Origin of the sequence: Pseudomonas sp. NFXW11 (genome assembly GCF_049887815.1) — a bacterium.
Lineage (GTDB): Bacteria > Pseudomonadota > Gammaproteobacteria > Pseudomonadales > Pseudomonadaceae > Aquipseudomonas.
Genome location: NZ_JAGEKI010000011.1, coordinates 39,117 through 60,631, shown reverse-complemented (window position 1 = coordinate 60,631; position 21,515 = coordinate 39,117). Strand labels below are relative to the sequence as shown.

Genomic DNA, 21,515 nt, shown 5'->3' with positions numbered 1-21,515 from the left:
ACGCGTGATTAACCATCGAAAGGGTGAGAAAAAGAGAACGCATTCTCGCATGTCGGAACGTGAGGGCAAAGGCGCTTGGTCTGCAAATTCCCCTAACCCCTTTAATTAAATGAATTTTTTTCAAAAAAGAGTTGACGACCTAACGGACCGTCTATAACATTCGTCGCACTTGTCGGGCACAGCCTAGCACTGGTTAAGAAGGTCGGGCAGAGTTAGATGTTTAGCTCGTAACGACTGAAGCAATTAGTTTGTAATCCCTAAAGAATACAGATTAATAAGGCGCCCGTAGCTCAGCTGGATAGAGCATCCGCCTTCTAAGCGGATGGTCGCAGGTTCGAGTCCTGCCGGGTGCGCCATTAGGCAGCTTTGGCACAAGTAACGCAATATGGTGGGCGTAGCTCAGTTGGTAGAGCACAGGATTGTGACTCCTGTTGTCGTGGGTTCGATCCCCATCGTCCACCCCATATTCGAAGAAGGCGCCAGATTAACAGTCTGGCGCCTTTGCTTTAAAAGCTTGTTACGCGGACGTGGTGGAATTGGTAGACACACTGGATTTAGGTTCCAGCGCCGCAAGGTGTAAGAGTTCGAGTCTCTTCGTCCGCACCAATCAAGTAGCTAGTTGATAGCAGAATACGGCGCAGTTCCTGAAAAGGGCTGCGCCGTTTTCGTTTCTGGGATCGATGTCTTGGCATGGGCCTCTGTAGTGGGGCGTCAAGATGTGTTCGAGTGCAGCTATCGCTGGTGTTGCTGGGGGTGCCGATTGCTTCCTTCTATATATAGAAGGGCTGGTGTAGAGGCCCTGGCTTGATTCGCAGTATTTGCTCTTATGGCAGGGTGCTGTCGTTTGTCCCTGTCTTCACATTGCCGGTGGTTTTTTACCCCTTTCCAGCAGGGTGACTTCTTGAGTTCGACCCTCTAGAATGCATGCCCTTGATTCTGGGGTCGGAAAACGGCCGGCTAACGTCTGTGCAACGAGGAATATCCATGCAAGTTTCTGTTGAAAATACTACTGCTCTTGAGCGCCGCATGAGCATCACCGTGCCGGCTGAGCGCGTCGAGAGCCAGGTCAACAAGCGTCTGCAGCAGACTGCCCAAAAGGCCAAGATTCCAGGCTTCCGTCCTGGCAAGGTTCCAATGAGCGTGATTCGTCAGCGTTATGAGGCTGATGCGCGTCAAGAAGCTGTAGGTGATGTGATCCAGGCTTCCTTCTATGAAGCTGTTGTCGAGCAGAAACTGAACCCGGCTGGCGCTCCTTCGGTCGAGCCGAAAGTGCTGGAGAAGGGCAAGGACCTGGAATACGTTGCTACTTTCGAAGTGTTCCCAGAGTTCACCGTTGCCGGTTTTGAAGGTATCGCTATCGAGCGCCTGAGCGCTGAAGTGGCTGATGCCGATCTGGACAACATGCTGGAAATCCTGCGCAAACAGAACGTCCGTTTTGAAGTGGCCGAGCGCGCCGCACAGAAAGACGACCAGTTGAACATTGACTTCGTTGGCAAGATCGACGGCGAAGCCTTTGCTGGCGGTTCGGCCAAGGGTACTCAGCTGGTGCTGGGCTCCGGTCGCATGATCCCTGGCTTTGAAGAAGGCCTGGAGGGTGCCAAGGCGGGTGAAGAGCGTGTTCTGAACCTGACTTTCCCTGAGAACTACCAGAACCTGGATCTGGCCAACAAGGCTGCCGAGTTCACTGTTACCGTCAACAGCGTTTCCGAGCCTAAGCTGCCAGAGCTGACTGAAGAGTTCTTCGCTCAGTTCGGTATCAAGGAGTCCGGTCTGGAAGGTTTCCGTGCCGAAGTTCGCAAGAACATGGAGCGCGAACTGCGTCAGGCCATCAAGTCCAAGGTGAAGAATCAGGTTATGGATGGTCTGCTGGCCGTCAACCCGATCGAAGTGCCTAAGGCGCTGCTGGACAACGAAGTCAACCGTCTGCGCGTTCAGGCCGTTCAGCAGTTCGGTGGCAACATCAAGCCGGACCAGCTGCCAGCCGAGCTGTTCGAAGAGCAAGCCAAGCGCCGCGTAGTGCTGGGTCTGATCGTGGCCGAAGTGGTCAAGCAATTCGACCTCAAGCCTGATGAAGATCGCGTTCGTGAGCTGATCCAGGAAATGGCTTCGGCTTACCAGGAGCCTGAGCAGGTCGTGTCCTGGTACTACAAGAACGAGCAGCAATTGAACGAAGTCCGTTCGGTTGTGCTGGAAGAACAAGTTGTGGATACTGTTCTGCAGAAAGCTAGCGTGACCGACAAATCGGTCTCTTACGAAGAAGCGGTCAAGCCGGTAGAAGCACTTCAAGCCGACTGATTCTCTTCTAGTTCGAAGCACACACCATAAGCCAGCCTTCGTGCTGGCTTATGCGTATTCAAGACATGACTATTTGGGAGTGACTGCAGGACATGTCCCGCAATTCTTATTATCAGCAGAGCTCTGACATCCAGGCCGCAGGCGGCCTGGTCCCGATGGTTATCGAGCAGTCCGCCCGTGGCGAACGCGCCTATGATATCTACTCGCGCCTCCTGAAGGAGCGGGTGATCTTCCTGATCGGCCCAGTAGAGGACTACATGGCCAATCTGGTTGCGGCGCAGCTGCTGTTCCTTGAAGCGGAAAATCCGGACAAGGACATCCATCTCTACATCAACTCGCCAGGCGGTTCGGTGACTGCAGGCATGTCGATCTACGACACCATGCAATTCATCAAGCCCGATGTTTCGACTATCTGCATTGGTCAGGCTTGCAGCATGGGCGCATTCCTGCTTGCTGGGGGCGCTGCTGGCAAGCGTCACTGCCTGCCCAACTCGCGAATGATGATTCACCAACCGCTCGGCGGTTTCCAGGGCCAGGCATCGGATATCGATATCCATGCCAAAGAGATCCTGCATATTCGTTCGCGCTTGAACTCGCTGCTGGCTCACCATACTGGCCAGAGCCTTGAAACCATTGAACGTGACACTGAGCGTGACAACTTCATGAGCGCCGAGCGCGCAGCGGAGTACGGTCTGATCGACTCCGTGATCAACAAGCGTCAAATGCCCGCCTAAGCAACTCAAATGTGGGTGGCCGGTTTAACCGGCTGCCTGCGGACTTGAAAAAGCCCGCAATTGCCTTCATCTTGTGTTGCAAGCCTATCGGATTTGGATCGATCGAATGACTGACACCCGCAACGGCGAGGACAACGGCAAACTGCTTTATTGCTCCTTCTGTGGCAAAAGCCAGCATGAAGTACGCAAATTGATTGCCGGCCCCTCGGTCTTTATCTGCGACGAGTGCGTCGACTTGTGCAATGACATCATCCGTGAGGAGGTGCAGGAAGCACAGGCCGAGAGCAGCGCGCATAAATTGCCTTCGCCTAAAGAAATCAGCGGCATCCTTGATCAGTACGTGATTGGTCAGGAGCGCGCGAAAAAGGTTCTGGCGGTAGCGGTGTACAACCACTACAAGCGTCTGAACCAGCGTGACAAAAAGAATGACGATGTCGAGCTCGGCAAGAGCAACATCTTGCTGATCGGCCCTACCGGCTCGGGCAAGACGCTGTTGGCGGAAACCCTGGCTCGTCTGTTGAATGTCCCTTTCACCATCGCCGACGCTACCACTCTGACCGAAGCCGGTTATGTGGGTGAGGACGTCGAGAACATCATTCAGAAGTTGCTGCAGAAGTGCGACTACGACGTAGAGAAGGCCCAGATGGGTATTGTCTATATCGACGAAATCGACAAGATTTCCCGCAAGTCCGACAACCCTTCGATCACTCGGGATGTTTCCGGCGAAGGCGTGCAGCAGGCTCTGTTGAAGTTGATTGAAGGCACGGTCGCTTCCGTTCCACCTCAAGGTGGTCGCAAGCACCCGCAGCAGGAATTCCTGCAAGTCGACACCCGTAACATCCTGTTCATCTGCGGTGGTGCGTTCTCGGGTCTGGAGAAGGTTATCCAAAACCGCTCCACCCGTGGCGGCATTGGTTTCAATGCCGAAGTACGCAGCAAGGAAGAGGGCAAGAAGGTTGGCGAATCGCTGCGTGAAGTCGAGCCTGACGATCTGGTCAAGTTCGGTCTGATCCCGGAGTTCGTGGGTCGTCTGCCAGTGTTGGCTACCCTGGACGAGCTGGATGAAGCCGCTCTGATCCAGATCCTCACCGAGCCGAAGAACGCCCTGACCAAGCAATACGCCAAGTTGTTCGAGATGGAAGGTGTAGACCTGGAGTTCCGTACCGACGCATTGAAGTCGGTGGCCAAGCGCGCGCTAGAGCGCAAGACTGGTGCTCGTGGTCTGCGTTCGATTCTCGAAGGTGTGTTGCTCGACACTATGTATGAAATCCCATCGCAGTCCGATGTGAGTAAAGTAGTGATCGATGAAAGCGTTATTGAAGGCAAGTCCCAGCCACTGTACATCTATGAGAACAGTGAGCCGACGGCCAAGGCAGCGCCAGACGCCTAAGCGTTGTGCTGTTGGATTGAAAGAAGGGGCCTTCGGGCCCCTTTCTTATTAGTGCCTTTAAAGTGCTGACGTTGAGCTTGTTTTTTTTAAAGGCAGCCCCCATCTTGGTTTCAAGCTTACTTCCATCTGTTTACGGCCGAACGGCCGCCGTAGAGGCGAAATCATGAAGACAACCATCGAATTGCCTCTCCTGCCATTGCGTGATGTCGTGGTTTATCCGCACATGGTTATCCCGCTGTTCGTGGGGCGCGAGAAATCGATCGAAGCCCTTGAGGCAGCGATGACGGGTGACAAGCAGATTCTCTTGCTGGCACAGAGAAACCCTGCTGATGATGATCCCGGTGAAGATGCACTCTATCGCGTAGGCACCATCGCCACTGTACTGCAGTTGCTCAAGCTGCCTGATGGCACCGTCAAGGTCCTGGTTGAAGGCGAGCAGCGTGGTGCTGTCGAACGCTTCAGTGAAGTGGATGGTCATTGCCGCGCCGAAGTCTCCCTGATCGACGAAGTGGACGCCCCGGATCGCGAATCGGAAGTGTTCGTGCGCAGCCTGTTGTCTCAGTTCGAGCAATATGTGCAGTTGGGCAAGAAAGTTCCTGCCGAGGTGCTGTCTTCCCTCAATAGCATCGATGAGCCGAGCCGCCTGGTCGATACCATGGCTGCCCACATGGCCTTGAAGATCGAGCAGAAGCAGGAAATCCTCGAGATCATCGATCTCTCCGCTCGGGTCGAACACGTCCTGGCGTTGCTGGATGCCGAAATCGACCTGCTGCAAGTGGAAAAGCGCATTCGCGGTCGCGTCAAGAAGCAAATGGAGCGCAGCCAGCGCGAGTACTACCTGAATGAGCAGATGAAGGCCATTCAGAAAGAGTTGGGTGATGGCGACGAAGGCCACAACGAAATCGAAGAGCTGAAAAAGCGTATCGATGCCGCCGGTCTGCCCAAGGACGCCATGACCAAGGCCCAGGCCGAGCTGAACAAGCTCAAGCAGATGTCGCCGATGTCAGCCGAAGCCACTGTGGTTCGCTCCTATATCGATTGGCTGGTCCAGGTGCCGTGGAAGGCCCAGAGCAAGGTGCGTCTGGACCTGGCCCGCGCTGAAGACATCCTCGACGCTGACCACTATGGCCTGGAAGAAGTCAAAGAGCGGATCCTCGAATACCTCGCCGTGCAAAAGCGGGTGAAGAAGATTCGTGGCCCGGTGCTGTGCCTGGTCGGTCCGCCCGGCGTGGGCAAGACCTCCCTGGCCGAGTCGATCGCCAATGCCACCAATCGCAAATTTGTGCGCATGGCCCTGGGTGGTGTGCGTGACGAAGCGGAAATCCGTGGTCACCGGCGGACCTACATCGGTTCGATGCCGGGAAGATTGATTCAAAAGATGACAAAGGTTGGCGTGCGCAACCCACTGTTCCTGCTCGATGAAATCGACAAGATGGGCAGTGATATGCGCGGCGATCCGGCGTCGGCCCTGCTCGAGGTGCTCGACCCCGAGCAAAACCACAATTTCAACGATCACTACCTGGAGGTCGATTACGACCTGTCGGATGTGATGTTCCTCTGCACCTCCAACTCGATGAATATTCCACCGGCACTGCTGGATCGGATGGAGGTGATTCGTCTGCCGGGCTACACCGAAGACGAGAAGATCAACATTGCGGTCAAGTACCTGTCGCCCAAGCAGATCCAGGCCAATGGCCTGAAGAAAGGCGAGCTGGAATTCGACCCGGATGCGATCCGCGACATCATCCGCTACTACACCCGCGAAGCCGGTGTGCGTGGCCTGGAGCGGCAGATTGCCAAGGTCTGCCGCAAGGCGGTCAAAGAGCACGCTCTGGAGAAACGCTTCGCGGTCAAGGTCACCCCTGATCTGCTGGAGCACTTCCTCGGCGTGCGTAAATTCCGTTATGGCCTGGCCGAGCAGCAGGACCAGATCGGCCAGGTAACGGGCCTGGCCTGGACTCAGGTTGGCGGCGAGCTCCTGACCATCGAGGCGGCGGTAGTTCCAGGCAAGGGCCAGTTGATCAAGACCGGTTCCCTGGGCGATGTCATGGTCGAGTCGATCACCGCGGCGCAGACCGTGGTGCGCAGTCGGGCGAAGAGCCTGGGCATTCCCCTGGACTTCCACGAGAAGCGCGACACACATATCCATATGCCGGAAGGGGCCACCCCCAAAGACGGTCCTAGCGCCGGCGTAGGCATGTGCACGGCGCTGGTCTCGGCGCTCACCGGCATTCCGGTGCGGGCCGATGTGGCGATGACCGGTGAGATCACCCTGCGTGGCCAGGTATTGGCCATCGGTGGCTTGAAAGAGAAATTACTCGCAGCGCATCGGGGTGGAATCAAGACCGTGATCATTCCCGAAGAGAATGTTCGCGATTTGAAAGAAATTCCTGACAATATCAAGCAGGATCTGCAGATCAAACCTGTTAAATGGATTGACGAAGTCCTGCAAATTGCGCTGCAATACGCGCCGGAGCCCTTGCCGGATGTGGCTCCTGAGATAGTTGCAAAGGACGAAAAACGCGAGTCTGACTCTAAGGAAAGAATTAGCACGCATTAATACGCATTAGCCTGGGGGGCTTCCTTGACAGCTTTTTAGAGCCCTTGTTATAAAGCGGCTCTTAAGTGTCTGTAGGCCATTCAGCACTCGTTTTTGCTTTCACCAAAAAACTTAGAATCATACTCATAGATATATAAGGGGACTTAGAGTGAACAAGTCGGAACTGATTGATGCTATCGCTGCATCTGCTGATCTCCCGAAAGCTGCTGCTGGCCGTGCGCTGGACGCTGTAATCGAATCCGTTACTGGCGCTCTGAAGGCCGGTGACTCTGTTGTTCTGGTTGGTTTCGGTACTTTCTCCGTCACCGATCGTCCAGCTCGCGTCGGTCGTAACCCACAGACCGGTAAGACTCTGGAAATCGCTGCTGCTAAAAAGCCAGGTTTCAAAGCCGGTAAAGCACTGAAAGAAGCCGTTAACTAAGTTTCTTCAGGGGCTTTGCCCATCCGGGTCGGGGTCATGCCTGATCCGGCAGCGGGGCGCCAATCGGCCGGTAGGCACCGGCCATGCCGAGAGTCGCAATTTCAGCTCTCGTCCGCTTCGCCAGTTACGAGAAGGCGCATCCTCGGATGCGCCTTTCTTCTATCCGGACTCTACCCACGCTCCACGGTTGCTTACATTTGAAGTACAACCGTTTCTGGGGGACGCATGCTGCAGAATATCAGGGACAATTCACAAGGCTGGATTGCCAAAACCATCATCGGGGTCATTGTCGCGCTGCTGGCGCTGACCGGTTTCGATGCCATTTTCAAGGCCACTACCCACAATCAGGACGCGGCCAAGGTCAACGGCGAGGAAATCACTCAGAACGAGTTGAGCCAGGCCGTCGATATGCAGCGCCGTCAGCTGATGCAACAGCTGGGCAAGGATTTTGACGCCTCCCTGTTGGATGAGAAGATGCTGCGCGAAGCCGCTCTGAAGGGGCTGATCGATCGCAAGCTGTTGCTGCAAGGCGCACAGGATTCCAAGTTCGCGTTCTCCGAAGGCGCACTGGACCAGGTGATCCTGCAGACACCGGAATTCCAGGTAGACGGCAAGTTCAGCCCTGAACGATTCGACCAGGTGATCCGTCAGCTCGGTTACACCCGCCTGCAGTTCCGCCAGATGCTGGCCCAGGAAATGCTCATCGGCCAGGTACGTGCCGGCCTGGCAGGCAGCGGCTTTGTCACCGATGCCCAGGTACTGGCCTTCGCCCGCCTGGAAAAGCAGACCCGTGACTTCGCCTCCCTGACCATCAAGGCCGACCCGGCAGCCGTCAAGCTGAGCGACGATGAGGTCAAGGCCTACTATGACTTGCATGCCAAGGAGTTCATGACTCCGGACCAGGTGGTCATCGACTACATCGAGCTGAAGAAAGCCGCTTTCTTCGACCAGGTCAGCGTCAAGGACGAAGACCTGCACGCGCTGTACAACAAGGAAATCGCCAACCTGTCCGAACAGCGTCGTGCCGCGCACATCCTGATCGAAGTCAACGACAAGGTTAACGAAGCCCAGGCCAAGGCCAAGATCGACGAGATCCAGGCGCGCCTGGCCAAAGGCGAAAGCTTCGAGGCCCTGGCCAAGGAGTTCTCCCAGGACCCGGGTTCGGCCAGCAATGGTGGTGACCTGGGTTACGCCGGCCCTGGCGTCTACGACCCGACCTTCGAGAAAGCCCTGTACGCGCTGAACAAGGATCAGGTTTCGACCCCGGTGCGCACCGAGTTCGGTTTCCACCTGATCAAGCTGCTGGGTATCGAAGCTCCAGAAGTGCCTAGCTTCGACAGCCTCAAGGGCAAGCTGACCCGGGAACTGAAAGCCCAGCAAGTCGAGCAGCGTTTCGTCGATGCCACCAAGCAACTGGAAGACTCGTCGTTCGAAGCTTCCGACCTGGCCCAACCGGCTCAGGACCTGAAGCTGACCGTCCACACTTCCGCGCCATTCGGCCGTGAAGGTGGTGACGGCATCGCCGCCAACCGCGCCGTGCTGCAAGCCGCCTTCAGTACCGAAGTCCTCGACGAGGGTGCCAACAGCACCGCCATCGAACTGGACCCGGAAACCGTCGTGGTGCTGCGCGCCAAGGAACACCGCAAGCCTGAACAGCTGCCGCTGGAAAGCGTAGCCAGCGCCATCCGCACCCAGCTGGCCAAGGAGCACGCCAGTGCTGCGGCCATGACCAAGGCTGAAGAGCTGATCACCAGCCTGCGCGATGGCAAGACTGCACTGAACAAGCCGGTGAATGGCCAGGACTGGAAAGTCGCCCATGCCGTGACCCGTGGTCAGGAGGGTATCGACCCGACTGTGCTGCAGGCGCTGTTCCGCATGAGCAAGCCCGAGTCCAAGGACAAGCCGAGCTTCACCAGCGTGACCCTGCCTAACGGCAACCTGCTGGTGCTGCAGCTCAATGCGGTCAACGAGGCTGCTGCACCGACCGAGGAAGAGAAGGCCCAGTACCGTCGCTTCCTGGCTTCGCGCGTTGGCCAGCAAGACTTTGCCGCCTACCGCAAGCAGCTGGAAAACCAGGCAGAGATCAAGCGTTATTGATGCCTGATCTGCCCTGTTGAAAAAGACCCCGTCCGCAAGGCCGGGGTTTTTTTTCGCCTGGCGCCGGCGGCTTCAATAACGGGCGGGGAAGCCCTGGCGCCTGGCGTTCGCCACCACCGCCAAGCTCAGCAGCAGCAGGGCGCCAATCACCCAGGGAAAGGTGCTCACCCCCGGGCCTTGTAGCAGCAATGCCCCAAGCAGGCCGCCGCCGGCGATCGCCAGGTTCCACAGGGTCACCAGCATCGACTGGGCGCTGTCGGCATGCTCGCCGGCGGCCTTGGCCAGGGCGGTTTGCAACAGGGTGCCGATGCCACCGAACGCCAGCCCCCAGATGGCCGCCGCGGCATAGATCGCCGTGGGCCACTGGCTGCAGCCGGCAAGCAGCAACATGGCGGCGAAGAACAGCAGGCAGCTGCCCAGCACCAGCTGGCGCAGCCAGCGATCGATCAGCAGGCCGACGATCCAGATGCCGAGCACCGCCGCCAGGCCGAACACCAGCAACACTCGCTCGATCTGCCCGGCCAGCCCGAGGGGCTGCAGGAACGGCGCGATGTAGGTGTAGAGAATGTTGTGCCCCAGCACATAGGTGAAGGTCACCAGCAGCACCGGCTTGATCCCCGGCAGGGCCAGCACCCGGCGCAGCGGTTGGCGCTGGTTGGCGCGCAGCCCGGGAAAGTCCGGCACCTGCATCAGCACCCAGCCGATCAGCCCCAGGCTCATCAGGGTCATGACCGCGAAGCTCATGCGCCAGCCCACCAGGTGGCCCAGCCAGGTCCCGGCGGGTACCCCCACCGACAAGGCCAGCGGCGCACCCAGCATGGCCAGGGTAATTGCCCGGCCTTGCAGGTGCGGGGCCACCATGCGGCTGGCGTAACCGGCCAGCAGGGCCCACAGCAGACCGGCGAAGACGCCGGCACAAAAACGCGCGAGCAGGGTCAGGCTGTAGTCGGTGGACAGCGCGGTGACGCTATTGACCAGGGCAAAGCCGACGAGGGTGATCAACAGCAATGGCCGTCGCCGCCAGGCCTGGGTCAGCAGCACCAGGGGAATGGCCGCCAGCAGCGAGCCCAGGGCATAGACCGTGACCAACTGGCCGATCAGCGCCGGGGAGACGTCCAGGCCGCCGCTCATCTGCGGCAGCAGGCCGGCGGGCAGGGTTTCAGTCATCAGGGTAATGAACCCGGCGCTGGCCAGGGCCAGCAAGCCGCCGAGCGGCAGTCGATCATGGCTTGCCAAACCTGGGTGCAGCAGCTCGCCGGCATTGACGGAGTCGCTCATGGGGGCCTCGCTAGGAAGTCAAAAGTGAGGGGCCAGGGTAGGGCCCTGCGCATGGCGGAAAAATAGGCTAATGTTCCGAACTTATCGGACTTGAGAGTCCTTAATCCGGAGGTGGGCGATGGATTGGCTGGGCAGTATTCCGGTGTTTATGCAGGTGGCCGAAACCCGCAGTTTCACCGAGGCTGGGCGCTTGCTCGGGGTCTCGTCCTCGGCGGTGGGCAAGAGCATCGCGCGTCTGGAGGAGCGCCTGGAAACCCGCCTGTTCCATCGCACCACCCGCAGCATCAGCCTGACGGCCGAAGGCGCAGGCTTCCTCGAGCGCTGCCGGAGAATCGCTGCCGAGGCCGAGTCCGCCGAGTTCCAGCTGTGCGATTCCTCCAGCGCGCCGGTGGGCAAACTGCGCATCAGCGCGCCCCAGGTCCATGGCCTGCTGATGCCGGTGCTGGCCGAGTTCATGCAGCGTTATCCGCAGATCGAGCTGGAGGTGGACCTCTCCGACCGCATGGTCGACGTGGTGGAGGAGGGCTTCGACCTGGTGGTGCGTACCGGCAACCCCAAGGACTCACGGCTGCTGGCCCGGCAACTGGGGCGCTTTCGCATGGTACTGGTAGGCAGCCCCGGGTACTTCCAGCGCCATGGCGTGCCCCGCTGCCCCGAAGAGCTGCGCCAGCATGCCTGCCTGCGACACACCTTCCATCACACCGGCAAGCTCGAACCCTGGCCATTCAAGCCCCAGGCCTGCGGACCGGAGCCGGTGCTGCCAACCCGCCTGACCAGCAGTTCCAGCGAAGCCGTGGAGCATGCGGCGCGCAGTGGCCTGGGCATCGCCTGCCTGCCGGATTTCATGGTGCAGGACGCCGTGAGCCGGGGTGAATTGTACACAGTGCTCGACGAATACCTGGAGTTCAAAGGGGCCTTCTGGGTGCTCTGGCCATCGAGCCGACACGCTGCGGCCAAGTTGCGGGTGCTGATCGATCATCTGAGCGAGCGACTTTTTGCGTAAAACCGCGGTCAGTCATCAAGTGTGAGATTCAACACGCCAATTACCTGCGCGATGGGTTGTCGATCTGTTGCACAATACGCCCCGGAGCGTTTTCCTCAGGATTTTCGATGTCTAGATCATTTCATCTGCGTGCGGCAGCCGGGCTGTTGCTGCTGTCCGCAGTCGCCGGCTGTTCGTCGCACAAGACCGCCATCTACGAGCATGAGAGCTTCGACGATTCCGGCACCTTTTCCCGCAATTATCCGGTGAGCGAGGTCGCTTCCTGCGAAGCCGCGCGGCGTGCGCTGCTGAGCCAGGGCTACATCATCACCAGCAACGATCCGAAACTGGTCAGCGGTCACAAGAGCTTCCAGCAGACCGGCGAAACCCACCTGGAGATCAGCTTCAACGTGGTCTGCGCCCGAGACGGCAACAGCGGCCCGCGTTCCACGGTATTCGCCAACGCCCTGCAGGATCGCTATGCGCTGAAGAAGGTCAACAACTCGGCAAGCCTGGGTGTCGGGGTGCTGGGTTCGGTGTCGATGCCGATCGGCTCCACTGACGACTCGATGGTCAAGGTGGCCAGCGAGACAGTGTCCTCGGCCAAGTTCTACGAGCGTTACTTCGCCTTGGTGGAACTGTTCCTGCCTCAGGAAGCCAAGCAGGCGGCGCATATCGAAGAGAAGCCCAAGGCCGACCTGGGGGTGCCGGAAAGCAAGCCCGAGCCCAAGCCTGAACCCACGCCGGAAGCTGCGCCGAGTGCACCGGCAGCGGCGCTGATGCCGACGCCTGCGCCGGCACCCGTGGTCGCGGCGCCTGTGCTGAGCGAGCCCGAACCCGCCGCCTCGCAACCGCTGGCGCCACCGGCCGAGGCGGCGCCCATAGTTCCGGCCGCCAGCAGCGAGCCGGCCAGCCAGAGCATCACGCCGCCACCGGCCAGCAACCTGTCGCCACCTACCGAGCCGATCCAGGCCCTGCCGAGCCACTGAGTCACTCAACTCCAGCCCGGAGCTCTGTTTCCGGGCCGATTGCCTCACAGACTAACTTTTTCTCGCGCAGTTACGTTTTAACCCTATAAATCTTGACCGAGGGGGTAGAAATTTTTCTGTCATCCCGGCACTTTATGCTGGTCCCCACGGTCTCTAGGCACAGGGTTATTCAATCAACGGAAAAAGGAGTCCGCGATGGACGATTACCAAGAGGAACTGCTGGAGTACCAGGCTTTCGAACTCGATCCCCTGGAACCTGCAGACGACGCCACCGAGCTGTAACGCCGGTGGCGTTTTTTTTAGCCGAACTGCCGGTGGCTGCGGCGAAATTCCCCAGGGGTCTGACCGTTCCAGCGCTTGAACGCGCGTTGAAACGCCTCGGCTGAGGCAAAGCCCAGCAGGTAGGCAATCTCGCCGAACGCCAGTTCGGTATCACGGATATAGGTCATGGCCAGGTCGCGCCGGGTGTCGTTGAGAATCGCCCGGAACTGCGTGCCTTCCTCCGCCAGCTTGCGCCGCAGGGTCCAGGTCGGCAGCTTCAGGCGCATCGCCACTTCTTCCAGGTCCGGTTCCCGGCCGCCATTGAGCAAAGGCCCCAGCAAGGCAATGATGCGCTCGCGCAGGCTGCGGGTGCGGGTCAGTTGTTCCAGTTCCCGTTCGCACAATTGCAGCAGGTGGCGCCAGGTGCTCGGGCAATGTTCCGGGTTGCGCAGGGCCAGGCTGGCCTGGCTCAGGCGCAGCTGATTGCGTTCGGCGCCGAAGTGGATTGGCGCAGGGCCAAGCAGGGCATAGGCCTGGTGATAGTCCGGGCGCTCGAATTCGATATCGATCTGCTCGGCATCGATGCTCGCGCCACAGAGGCTGGACAACTGATGCAGCCAGCCAGAGATGATCGAGTCCACCACAAAGCGGTTGTAGGCGTTGTACGGGCTGATGGAGTAGAAGCGCAGCCAGGCGCCGTTGGCGTCCTCGTGAAAGCTTGACTGGCCGCGATAGTTGGAGCCGTACAAGGCTTCGAAGCGGGTCAGGCAGCGGGCCGCTTCGCGCACGCTGGGCGCCTGGGCCGCCGTAATCCCGGCCAGGCCGGCCTGGCTCAGGCGGCTGAGGCGGCCCATGCGCAGGCCCAGCGCCGGATCCCCCGTCAGCTGGATGGCGGCATGGCCCAGGCGCATATAGCGGGGGATCGACAACCGCGCTCCAGCCTCTGCCAGGCGAGCGGTGTCCAGTGCGTATTGTGCAAGCAGCGGGGCGGGGTCCTGGCCGTGGCTGCGCACCGCATCGGCCAGGCTGTGGACGAAACCGACAGACAAGTCGCCCAGGCGCATCGGCGGGTTCTTCATCGACCTAGAGCCAGAGGTTCAGCAGGCGGGCGCCCTGTTTGCCCTGATCGGCAAACACCTGGCCCTGGCTGTTGATAAAGCTTTGGCCGCTGCTGCCCTGGTCCCAGAACTGGCCGCGCAGGAACACGCTGACCCCGGCATTGGCCAGGCTGCCGGGGGCCTGGGCGCTGAGGGTCAGGCGCTGCCAGGCTTGGCCCTGGCTGAGCGCGCCGGGCTCGAGGCTGGCAATGCGCTGGTCGCCGCGCCAGGGTTGCTCCCAGCCATCGCGTCCCATGATGAAGGCCGGGACTGCCACCAGTCGCGCCCCCTGTTGATTGAGCGTGCGATAACTCTCGGGATACCAGCTGTCGCTGCCGATCAGCACCCCGAGGCGGCCGGCAGGGGTATCGATCACCTGCAGCCCTTGGCGTGTATCGCCGCTTACATAGCCGCTTTCGGCTGAGGTGGGGTAGACCTGCCGCTGGGGCTGGCCGATGGGCAGGCCGTCGCTGCCAAACACCAGGCTGCTGTTGTACAGGGCGCCGCTGCCGATCTGCAGCCGGCCCTGGCTGACGCTGGGCTCGGGCAGGATGATCGAGCCGGCCACTAGGGTCACTTGGAATTCCCTGGCCAGGCCGCCGAACAGCAACTGGTAGTCCTTGGCCATTTTCTTCGCCTTCATGCGCAGGTAGGCATCGTCCAGGCGGCTTTGCCCCTTGGCGCCGATCAGCGCCTTGAGGAACGGCAGGGGGTTGCTCACTGCCAGCCAGTTCATGGCTTCCTTCAGGGACCTGGCCTGGTACAGCTCATTCTTTTCGCCGCCGACCATCAGCCAGGTGCCGATATGTTCCGGTAGCACCACCACGGTCTTGGCATTCACCAGGCCTTGCTCCCGAGCCTGTTGCAGATAGGCCGCGAGCTTGCGGTGCAGGCGCTCGATGTTCTGGTAGTCGGTGGGGAAGACCTCGGTCTGCACGGCCAGCAGGTTGCCACGATCGGCAGGCGTGCCCTGGTTCACCGCGAGCTGGATGCGCAGGTCCGACAGGTAGTGCGCCTGCGGGCGATCGCGAGTCCATAGGGCATAGCTGGTAAGCAGTGCCATCAGGGCCAGGGACAAGCTGATGTAGAGGAGTTTGCGCATGGGAAAACAGTCAGCGACCGTGTGCAGGAAGCCTGTGATTTTCGCTCAATTTGCGGTGGGAAGATATGCAAAATTAATCGCCGCTGCCTCTGCAATAAGCCTCAGCGCTCAGTTCCAGCGGGTATCTTTCGGGAGCCTGGCGGCTGGCCAAGGGCGGATGCGCCTGGCCAGGCTGCTCACGTGCAGGCTAGGGCGCGACCTGTTCGCGCCATAGCTGGGCCCAGTTCCGCGCCCAGCAGCAATGGTGGTCATAGCCGGGAATCAGCCTGAGGCGGGTGCGACTCCCCGCGGGATAACCGGCGATGAAGGCTTGCGCCAGGTCCGCAGGCATCACAGTGTCCGCCTCACCCACCAGGTGCAGCTGCGGCACAGGGGCCAGCAACGGGCGCAGCGCGACCGGGTTGAGCGAGCCCCGCAATGGCGCGACCCTGTGGTAGCGGGTCCAGGCAGCATGATCGAGATTACCGGCCACCGTCACCACCCGTTCCACGTCACTGCGACGTGCCGCCAGCAGCAGGGCCAGGGCGCCACCGCCCGAGTAGCCGATGATGATCAGCCGCTGTGCGCCGGCGCGCGCCTTCAACTGTTCGACTGCCTGGTCGAGGCTCTGCACCACCTCCTCGGAAAACCGTGCATCCGTCCAATAGCGTGCATGGCAGGGTGGTAGTGTTCCCAGGTATTGGCAGGGGCGGCCCAGGTAGGCGACGTTGCCCGTCGGCTGCGCCAAGGCCAGCCGCAGTGCCAGTGGGTCCAGCGGGGTCGGGTCAGGGGAGGGCTGGCGGGAGTTGAGCCAGGCCAGGCCGTCGCCCTCGACATACACCGTGAGTACCGGGTTCGGCGCGTAAGTGCGTGGCACATAGGCTTGCAGGCGGAACGCCCCGGCGTTCAATTCCAGTGCCTGCCAGTGGTGCGCGGCGGCCAAGGCAGTGCTGTGTTCCCGGCGTTGTTCCGGTGTCGGAAGCGAGGCGCAAGCCACGAGCAGGGTGGCGATGGCCAGCGGCACTAGCCGTTGCAGTCCCATAGGCTGGAACTCCTTGAATGGGCGAGCGTGGTCGGTTGGGTGGCGGGATCGGGCCGCGTCCGGGGATGCGGCCCTGCTCCGGTGCAGCCAGGTGCTAGAAGGCCCAGCGGGCCTTTACCGAAGCGCCCTGATTGGTGAAGCCACTGCGCAGCTCGGCATCGTAACGCAGGCCGATTTCGCTGCCGTTGTCCAGGGTATGGGTCAGGCCCAGGCCCGCACGGGCCAGCCAGGGCTCGAGGTCCAGGCCCCGGGTGTGAAAGGTCGCGCCAGGCGCGCCGGCATAGGATGAAGTGATGGCGCTGCCATCGTCGATCACGTCATAACCGGCGCCCAGATTGGCGCTGACTACCGTGGCCTGGCTCAGGGCGTAGTTGAGCTTGCCATCGACGCTCAGCAGCAGTTCTTCGCTGGCATTGCTGTCGACCTTCAGGTTGAGCGCGCCGGCGCCTTTCTCTTGGTAGGCATCGCTGCCGATCCAGGTGTAGTCGGCACGGGCCGAGGGCACAAAGGTCAGTTGCTCGCTCAGATGCAGGCTGTGACCGATGCCCAGGCCGGCATGGAAGTTGTAGCCGTCATGGTTGCCCTTGGCGGTGGCATCGGCAAACGGCATGTGGCGCGTGCTCTTGGAACGGTTCTGGCCGCCGTCGAGCTGGAAGTTCAGCTCGGTTTCGGGGGCCAGGGCGTAGCTGCCGTAACCGATCAACTGGTAGGTATCGATCTTCATGTCTTGCGGCGCGACGTGGGAGTCATTGTTCAGGTCGGTGCGGGCATAGGCGAACGCCAGGCCCAGGCGCGCATACTCGGAAGTGGCGGCATCGGCACCGATCGCCAGGCCCTGTGTATTGGCGTCGTAACCGGAGACGCCACCTCGCGCATCCTGCTCGGCCCAAGAACCGAACGTCTTGATCCACAGGTTGTGCTCGGTCTGCACGGGGTCGCCGGAGGACAGCCCGCTGTTGCTTTCCTGGCGGGCCTGGATCACCCGGTTGATGCCGGCCAGGGTGCTGCTGGTGGCGTTCTGAGCGTTGCCGGCGGCGGTCGGCAGGGTTTGCGAAACGGCGTTGGAAACCTCCCCGGTGCTGCTCAGGCCGAGGAAGTGTCTGGCCAACTCGCCAGTCGGGTTGGCGCTGAACGCCTGGTCGAGCACCCGGGCGGCGCCAAACGCCGGACTGTTGCCCAGGTTACGCACGCTGTCTTCCACCAGGCCGGTACCGGCGCTGCCGGAGCCCCCCGCGGCGGCGAGGGTCAAATCTACGGTATTGCCGTCCTTGACTGCGCCGAAGTCGAACAACAGGGAGTTGTCGGTAACGGCGAAGGTGCCATCGCTGACCAGTGTTCCGGCCTTGAGAATGTCCTGCAGGCTTTTGCTGCTGAAGCGATAGCCAGGGTCGCTCACATCGACGTTGATCCTGGCGTTGCTGGGGAGGCTGGCCACGCCACTGACCCGCAATTTTGCGTAGGAACTGTCGTCGGCCACGCCAATTTTCAGGGTGCCGCTGGCGGTCTGGGTATAGTCGCCCTGTACGGTGCCGGTCACGCCGCTGGCCAGGGCCAGGGTACCGCTGTTGTGCAGGCCGTTGCTGACGCTGATGCCATCGGCCATGGCGCTGGTGGATGGGCTGTTGCGCAGATTCAACAGGGCGCCGTTTTCCACGTTGAAACTGCGCACCATGAAGGCATTGCTGCTGCTGAACACCGCGCCGGACTTGACGCTGACATCGCTGTCACTGGCACGCACATCCCCGCGGAAGGCCGCAGTGTCGTTGCCCATGATGTCGATGCGGGTCAGGGTCGCGCCGCTGTTGGGCGCGACATAGACCGCATACGTGCCACCCTCGATATGCCCGCTGTTGGTCAGCGAGCCAACCCTGGAGTTGGCGCCGATGGTCAAACCGTTGTCGCCGCCTTTGAGGACGGCCGCGGAATCGTTGGTGATGCTGCCCAGGGTACTGCCGTCAAGCTGCAGCCCGGTCAGTTTGCCCTGCAGGATGCCTGAGTTGACCAGGCTGTCGACAGAGCTCTGCTCAAGCAGAACGCTGGCCGTATCGCCGCGGCCATTGAGTGTTCCCTGGTTCGTCAAGGTGCCGCCGATGCTGCTGCCCGTAAGTCGGATAGCGCCGGCTGAGCCATCGATCACGCCCTGGCTGGCGTTGCTGAAATTGCCGCCGATGGTGAAACCGCTCAACTCGATCGCCGAATGTTCGTTGCTGCCCTGGTTGCTGATCTGGCCGTCATTGAGCAGGTCGCTGGTGATTTTGCCTGCGTCGCCGTAGATGGCTGCGCCGCCGCCGTTACTCGCGATACGGCCGTCGTTGATCAGGTTGCCATTGATCGAGGCATTGTTGACCAGCTTTATGGCGTTGCCGGACGCCGAGTTGTAGATGTTGCCGGTAGCCAGGTTGTGCAGCACGCCAATGGATGCGTTATCGATCGCTATCCCCGTACCGTTGATGTTGCCGCTGGTGATTTCGCCCGCGTTGGTCAACGAGCTCAGGTAGTAGCCATTGGCCAGAACAACGCCGTTGATGCCCCCCTGGATCGACGAAGACTCCTGGTTCAACAAGGCAAAACCACGGAAGTTGCCCGACAGATTGATACCGTTGCCGGTGCCGCTACCAATCACGTAGGCGTTGTTGGTGATCCGTATGAAGCCCCTGGGTGCCGTAATGGCGTCACTGTTGTTCAACAGTGTGGCATTGACCTCCACGCTGCCTTGGCCGGATGAGTGGAGCGTGCAGGTGTCGTTACCGCCGCCGTTGTCGGAAATCTCCACCTCAATGGTGTTGCAGCGCTCCTGGGCCTGCGCCATGCCTGGATTAGCCAAGACCAGACAGCCGCTGCCCGCCGCAGCCAGCAGCAGGCGTGAGTGGCTGCGCTTGCCGCCGGTAGCAGTGAGTTCATCGGTGACCATGAACGCCTGGCGGGCATGGCTGCAGATAATACGGAAAGCGCGCTTCATACTGCTCCTCTGGATGGCTGTGCAGGCCGTGTGAGAAATGACGCGCGAATCTAATAGGAAGATTGGTTCTAGAAAAGAGCTAATTTCAGCTTTATTTGAATAAGTGCTGCGCGTTTGGGTCATTAACTTGTCAGTTGCGGTCATTGAGCGCCGAATACGCTGCTCTTAGTCTGTGCAGCACTACTGATGGAAGCCGCAGAGCTTCCGCATTTTCCGTGATTGCCCGATCTGGAGTTCGACCATGGCTGCAGCCCCTTACCCGCACTTGCTGGCCCCCCTCGACCTGGGGTTCACCACCTTGCGCAACCGCACCCTGATGGGTTCGATGCACACGGGCCTTGAGGAGAAGCCCGGCGGCTTCGAGCGCATGGCGGCGTATTTCGCCGAGCGCGCTCGCGGCGGCGTGGGCCTGATGGTTACCGGCGGTATCGGCCCCAATGACGAAGGCGGGGTGTACTCCGGCGCGGCCAAGCTGACCACCGAAGAAGAAGCCCTGAAGCACCAGATCGTGACTCGTGCAGTGCATGAGGCGGGCGGCAAGATCTGCATGCAGATCCTTCACGCCGGGCGTTATGCCTACAGCCCCAAGCAGGTGGCGCCGAGCGCGATCCAGGCGCCAATCAACCCGTTCAAGCCCAAGGAGCTGGACGAGGAAGGCATCGAGAAGCAGATCCGTGACTTCGTCACCTGCTCGACCCTGGCGCAGAAGGCCGAGTACGACGGCGTGGAAATCATGGGTTCGGAAGGTTATTTCATTAACCAGTTCCTCGCCGCCCACACCAACCACCGCACCGACCGCTGGGGTGGCAGCTACGAGAACCGCATGCGCCTGCCGGTGGAAATCGTGCGCCGGGTGCGTGAGGCCGTGGGCCCGAACTTCATCATCATTTTCCGCTTGTCGATGCTCGACCTGGTGGAAGGCGGCAGCACCTGGGATGAAATCGTGCAGCTGGCCCAGGCCATCGAAGGCGCCGGCGCCACTATCATCAACACCGGCATCGGCTGGCACGAAGCGCGGATTCCCACCATCGCCACCAAGGTGCCACGGGCTGCATTCAGCAAGGTCACGGCCAAGCTGCGGGGTTCGGTGAGCATTCCGCTGATCACCACCAACCGCATCAACACCCCGGAAGTGGCCGAGCAGATCCTCGCCGAGGGCGATGCCGACATGGTCTCCATGGCCCGGCCATTCCTCGCCGACCCGGACTTCGTCAACAAGGCCGCCGCAGGCCGTGCCGACGAGATCAACACCTGCATCGGCTGCAACCAGGCCTGCCTCGACCACACCTTCGGCGGCAAGCTCACCAGCTGCCTGGTCAACCCTCGCGCCTGCCATGAAACCGAGCTCAACTACCTGCCGGTGCAGCAGATCAAGAAAATCGCCGTGGTCGGCGCCGGCCCTGCCGGGCTGTCTGCCGCCACCGTGGCCGCCGAGCGCGGGCACCAGGTGACCCTGTTCGATGCGGCCAGCGAGATCGGCGGCCAGTTCAACGTGGCCAAGCGGGTGCCGGGCAAGGAAGAGTTCTACGAGACCCTGCGCTACTTCAAGCGCAAGTTGCAGACCAGCCATGTCGAGCTGTGCCTCGATACCCGGGTGGATGTGCAGCAACTGGTGGCCGGAGGCTTTGACGAAATCATCCTGGCCACCGGCATCGCCCCGCGTACACCGGCGATTCCCGGTATCGAGCACGCCAAGGTGCTGAGCTACCTGGACGTGCTGCTGCAACGCAAGCCGGTGGGCAAGAGCGTGGCGGTGATCGGCGCCGGCGGCATCGGCTTCGACGTCTCCGAGTTCCTGGTGCACCAGGGCGTGGCCACCAGCCAGGATCGCCAGGCGTTCTGGAAGGAGTGGGGCATCGACAGCCAGCTCGAAGCCCGCGGTGGCGTGGCCGGGATCAAGGCCGAACCCCATGCGCCGGCGCGCCAGGTGTTCCTGCTGCAACGCAAGAAATCCAAGGTCGGTGACGGCCTGGGCAAGACCACCGGCTGGATTCACCGCACCGGGTTGAAGAACAAGCAGGTGCAGATGCTCAACAGTGTCGAGTACCTGAAGGTCGACGACGCCGGCCTGCACATCCGCATTGGCGAAACCGGCGAGCCGCAAGTGCTGCCGGTGGACAACATCGTCATCTGCGCTGGCCAGGACCCGCTGCGCGAGCTGCAGGAAGGCCTGCTGGCGGCGGGGCAGAACGTGCACCTGATCGGCGGTGCCGATGTGGCCGCCGAGCTGGATGCCAAGCGCGCCATCAACCAGGGCTCGCGCCTGGCGGCCGAGTTGTAATCCGCCTGCCAAACACGGCGGGCAAAGCAGAGGCGCACTGTTAAACTG

General features: G+C 60.8%; 14 protein-coding genes and 3 tRNA genes. 12 read left to right on the top strand and 5 right to left on the bottom strand.

The window, feature by feature from the left end; genetic code table 11:
* Positions 1–279 precede the first annotated feature (279 nt).
* The 9 genes from J4P02_RS17940 to J4P02_RS17900 all read left to right on the top strand — a co-directional run bounded on the left by J4P02_RS17940 (position 280) and on the right by J4P02_RS17900 (position 9,497).
* Positions 280–356: transfer RNA gene (locus J4P02_RS17940), tRNA-Arg, on the top strand.
* Positions 357–388: 32 nt separating this feature from the next.
* A tRNA-His gene (locus tag J4P02_RS17935) sits at positions 389–464 on the top strand.
* 57 nt (positions 465–521) lie between these two features.
* Positions 522–606: transfer RNA gene (locus tag J4P02_RS17930), tRNA-Leu, on the top strand.
* Positions 607–984: 378 nt separating this feature from the next.
* Positions 985–2,295 (top strand): trigger factor, encoded by a 1,311-nt coding sequence (gene tig / locus J4P02_RS17925; RefSeq protein WP_426192618.1) that lies wholly within the window; start codon positions 985–987, stop codon positions 2,293–2,295.
* A 92-nt stretch (positions 2,296–2,387) separates the two neighbouring features.
* Positions 2,388–3,029, top strand: coding sequence for an ATP-dependent Clp endopeptidase proteolytic subunit ClpP (clpP, locus tag J4P02_RS17920; protein ID WP_016965272.1), 642 nt, complete (start codon positions 2,388–2,390; stop codon positions 3,027–3,029).
* A 106-nt stretch (positions 3,030–3,135) separates the two neighbouring features.
* On the top strand, positions 3,136–4,419 hold the full coding sequence (clpX, locus tag J4P02_RS17915) for an ATP-dependent Clp protease ATP-binding subunit ClpX (RefSeq protein ID WP_426192616.1): 1,284 nt from the start codon (positions 3,136–3,138) through the stop codon (positions 4,417–4,419).
* Positions 4,420–4,582: 163 nt separating this feature from the next.
* A complete protein-coding gene (lon, locus tag J4P02_RS17910) occupies positions 4,583–6,979 on the top strand; it encodes an endopeptidase La (protein WP_426192614.1) in 2,397 nt (798 codons plus the stop codon).
* Between the two features lie 148 nt (positions 6,980–7,127).
* A complete protein-coding gene (locus J4P02_RS17905; RefSeq protein ID WP_022639715.1) occupies positions 7,128–7,400 on the top strand; it encodes an HU family DNA-binding protein in 273 nt (90 codons plus the stop codon).
* 225 nt (positions 7,401–7,625) lie between these two features.
* Complete coding sequence (locus J4P02_RS17900; RefSeq protein WP_426192611.1) at positions 7,626–9,497, top strand: SurA N-terminal domain-containing protein; 1,872 nt, start codon at positions 7,626–7,628, stop codon at positions 9,495–9,497.
* A 72-nt stretch (positions 9,498–9,569) separates the two neighbouring features.
* Here J4P02_RS17900 and J4P02_RS17895 read toward each other — a convergent pair whose 3' ends face one another.
* Positions 9,570–10,775 (bottom strand): MFS transporter, encoded by a 1,206-nt coding sequence (locus J4P02_RS17895; protein ID WP_426192609.1) that lies wholly within the window; start codon positions 10,773–10,775, stop codon positions 9,570–9,572.
* Between the two features lie 118 nt (positions 10,776–10,893).
* On the opposite strand from J4P02_RS17895, the gene J4P02_RS17890 reads away from it, so the two are divergent.
* Positions 10,894–11,778, top strand: a complete 885-nt coding sequence (locus tag J4P02_RS17890; protein WP_426192607.1) for a LysR family transcriptional regulator — start codon at positions 10,894–10,896, stop codon at positions 11,776–11,778.
* A gap of 107 nt (positions 11,779–11,885) precedes the next feature.
* A complete protein-coding gene (locus J4P02_RS17885) occupies positions 11,886–12,746 on the top strand; it encodes a DUF2242 domain-containing protein (protein ID WP_426192605.1) in 861 nt (286 codons plus the stop codon).
* Between the two features lie 299 nt (positions 12,747–13,045).
* Here the strand turns inward: J4P02_RS17885 and J4P02_RS17880 are convergent, their stop codons facing one another.
* The 4 genes from J4P02_RS17880 to J4P02_RS17865 all read right to left on the bottom strand — a co-directional run bounded on the left by J4P02_RS17880 (position 13,046) and on the right by J4P02_RS17865 (position 19,186).
* Complete coding sequence (locus J4P02_RS17880) at positions 13,046–14,086, bottom strand: AraC family transcriptional regulator (RefSeq protein WP_426192603.1); 1,041 nt, start codon at positions 14,084–14,086, stop codon at positions 13,046–13,048.
* A gap of 4 nt (positions 14,087–14,090) precedes the next feature.
* Positions 14,091–15,206: a carbon-nitrogen hydrolase family protein gene (locus J4P02_RS17875; RefSeq protein ID WP_426192601.1), complete on the bottom strand. Its 1,116-nt coding sequence runs from the start codon at positions 15,204–15,206 to the stop codon at positions 14,091–14,093.
* Positions 15,207–15,393: 187 nt separating this feature from the next.
* A complete protein-coding gene (locus tag J4P02_RS17870) occupies positions 15,394–16,227 on the bottom strand; it encodes a dienelactone hydrolase family protein (RefSeq protein WP_426192599.1) in 834 nt (277 codons plus the stop codon).
* A gap of 94 nt (positions 16,228–16,321) precedes the next feature.
* Positions 16,322–19,186, bottom strand: coding sequence for an autotransporter domain-containing protein (locus J4P02_RS17865; RefSeq protein ID WP_426192597.1), 2,865 nt, complete (start codon positions 19,184–19,186; stop codon positions 16,322–16,324).
* 241 nt (positions 19,187–19,427) lie between these two features.
* On the opposite strand from J4P02_RS17865, the gene J4P02_RS17860 reads away from it, so the two are divergent.
* Positions 19,428–21,467: an FAD-dependent oxidoreductase gene (locus J4P02_RS17860; protein ID WP_426192595.1), complete on the top strand. Its 2,040-nt coding sequence runs from the start codon at positions 19,428–19,430 to the stop codon at positions 21,465–21,467.
* Positions 21,468–21,515: the final 48 nt, after the last annotated feature.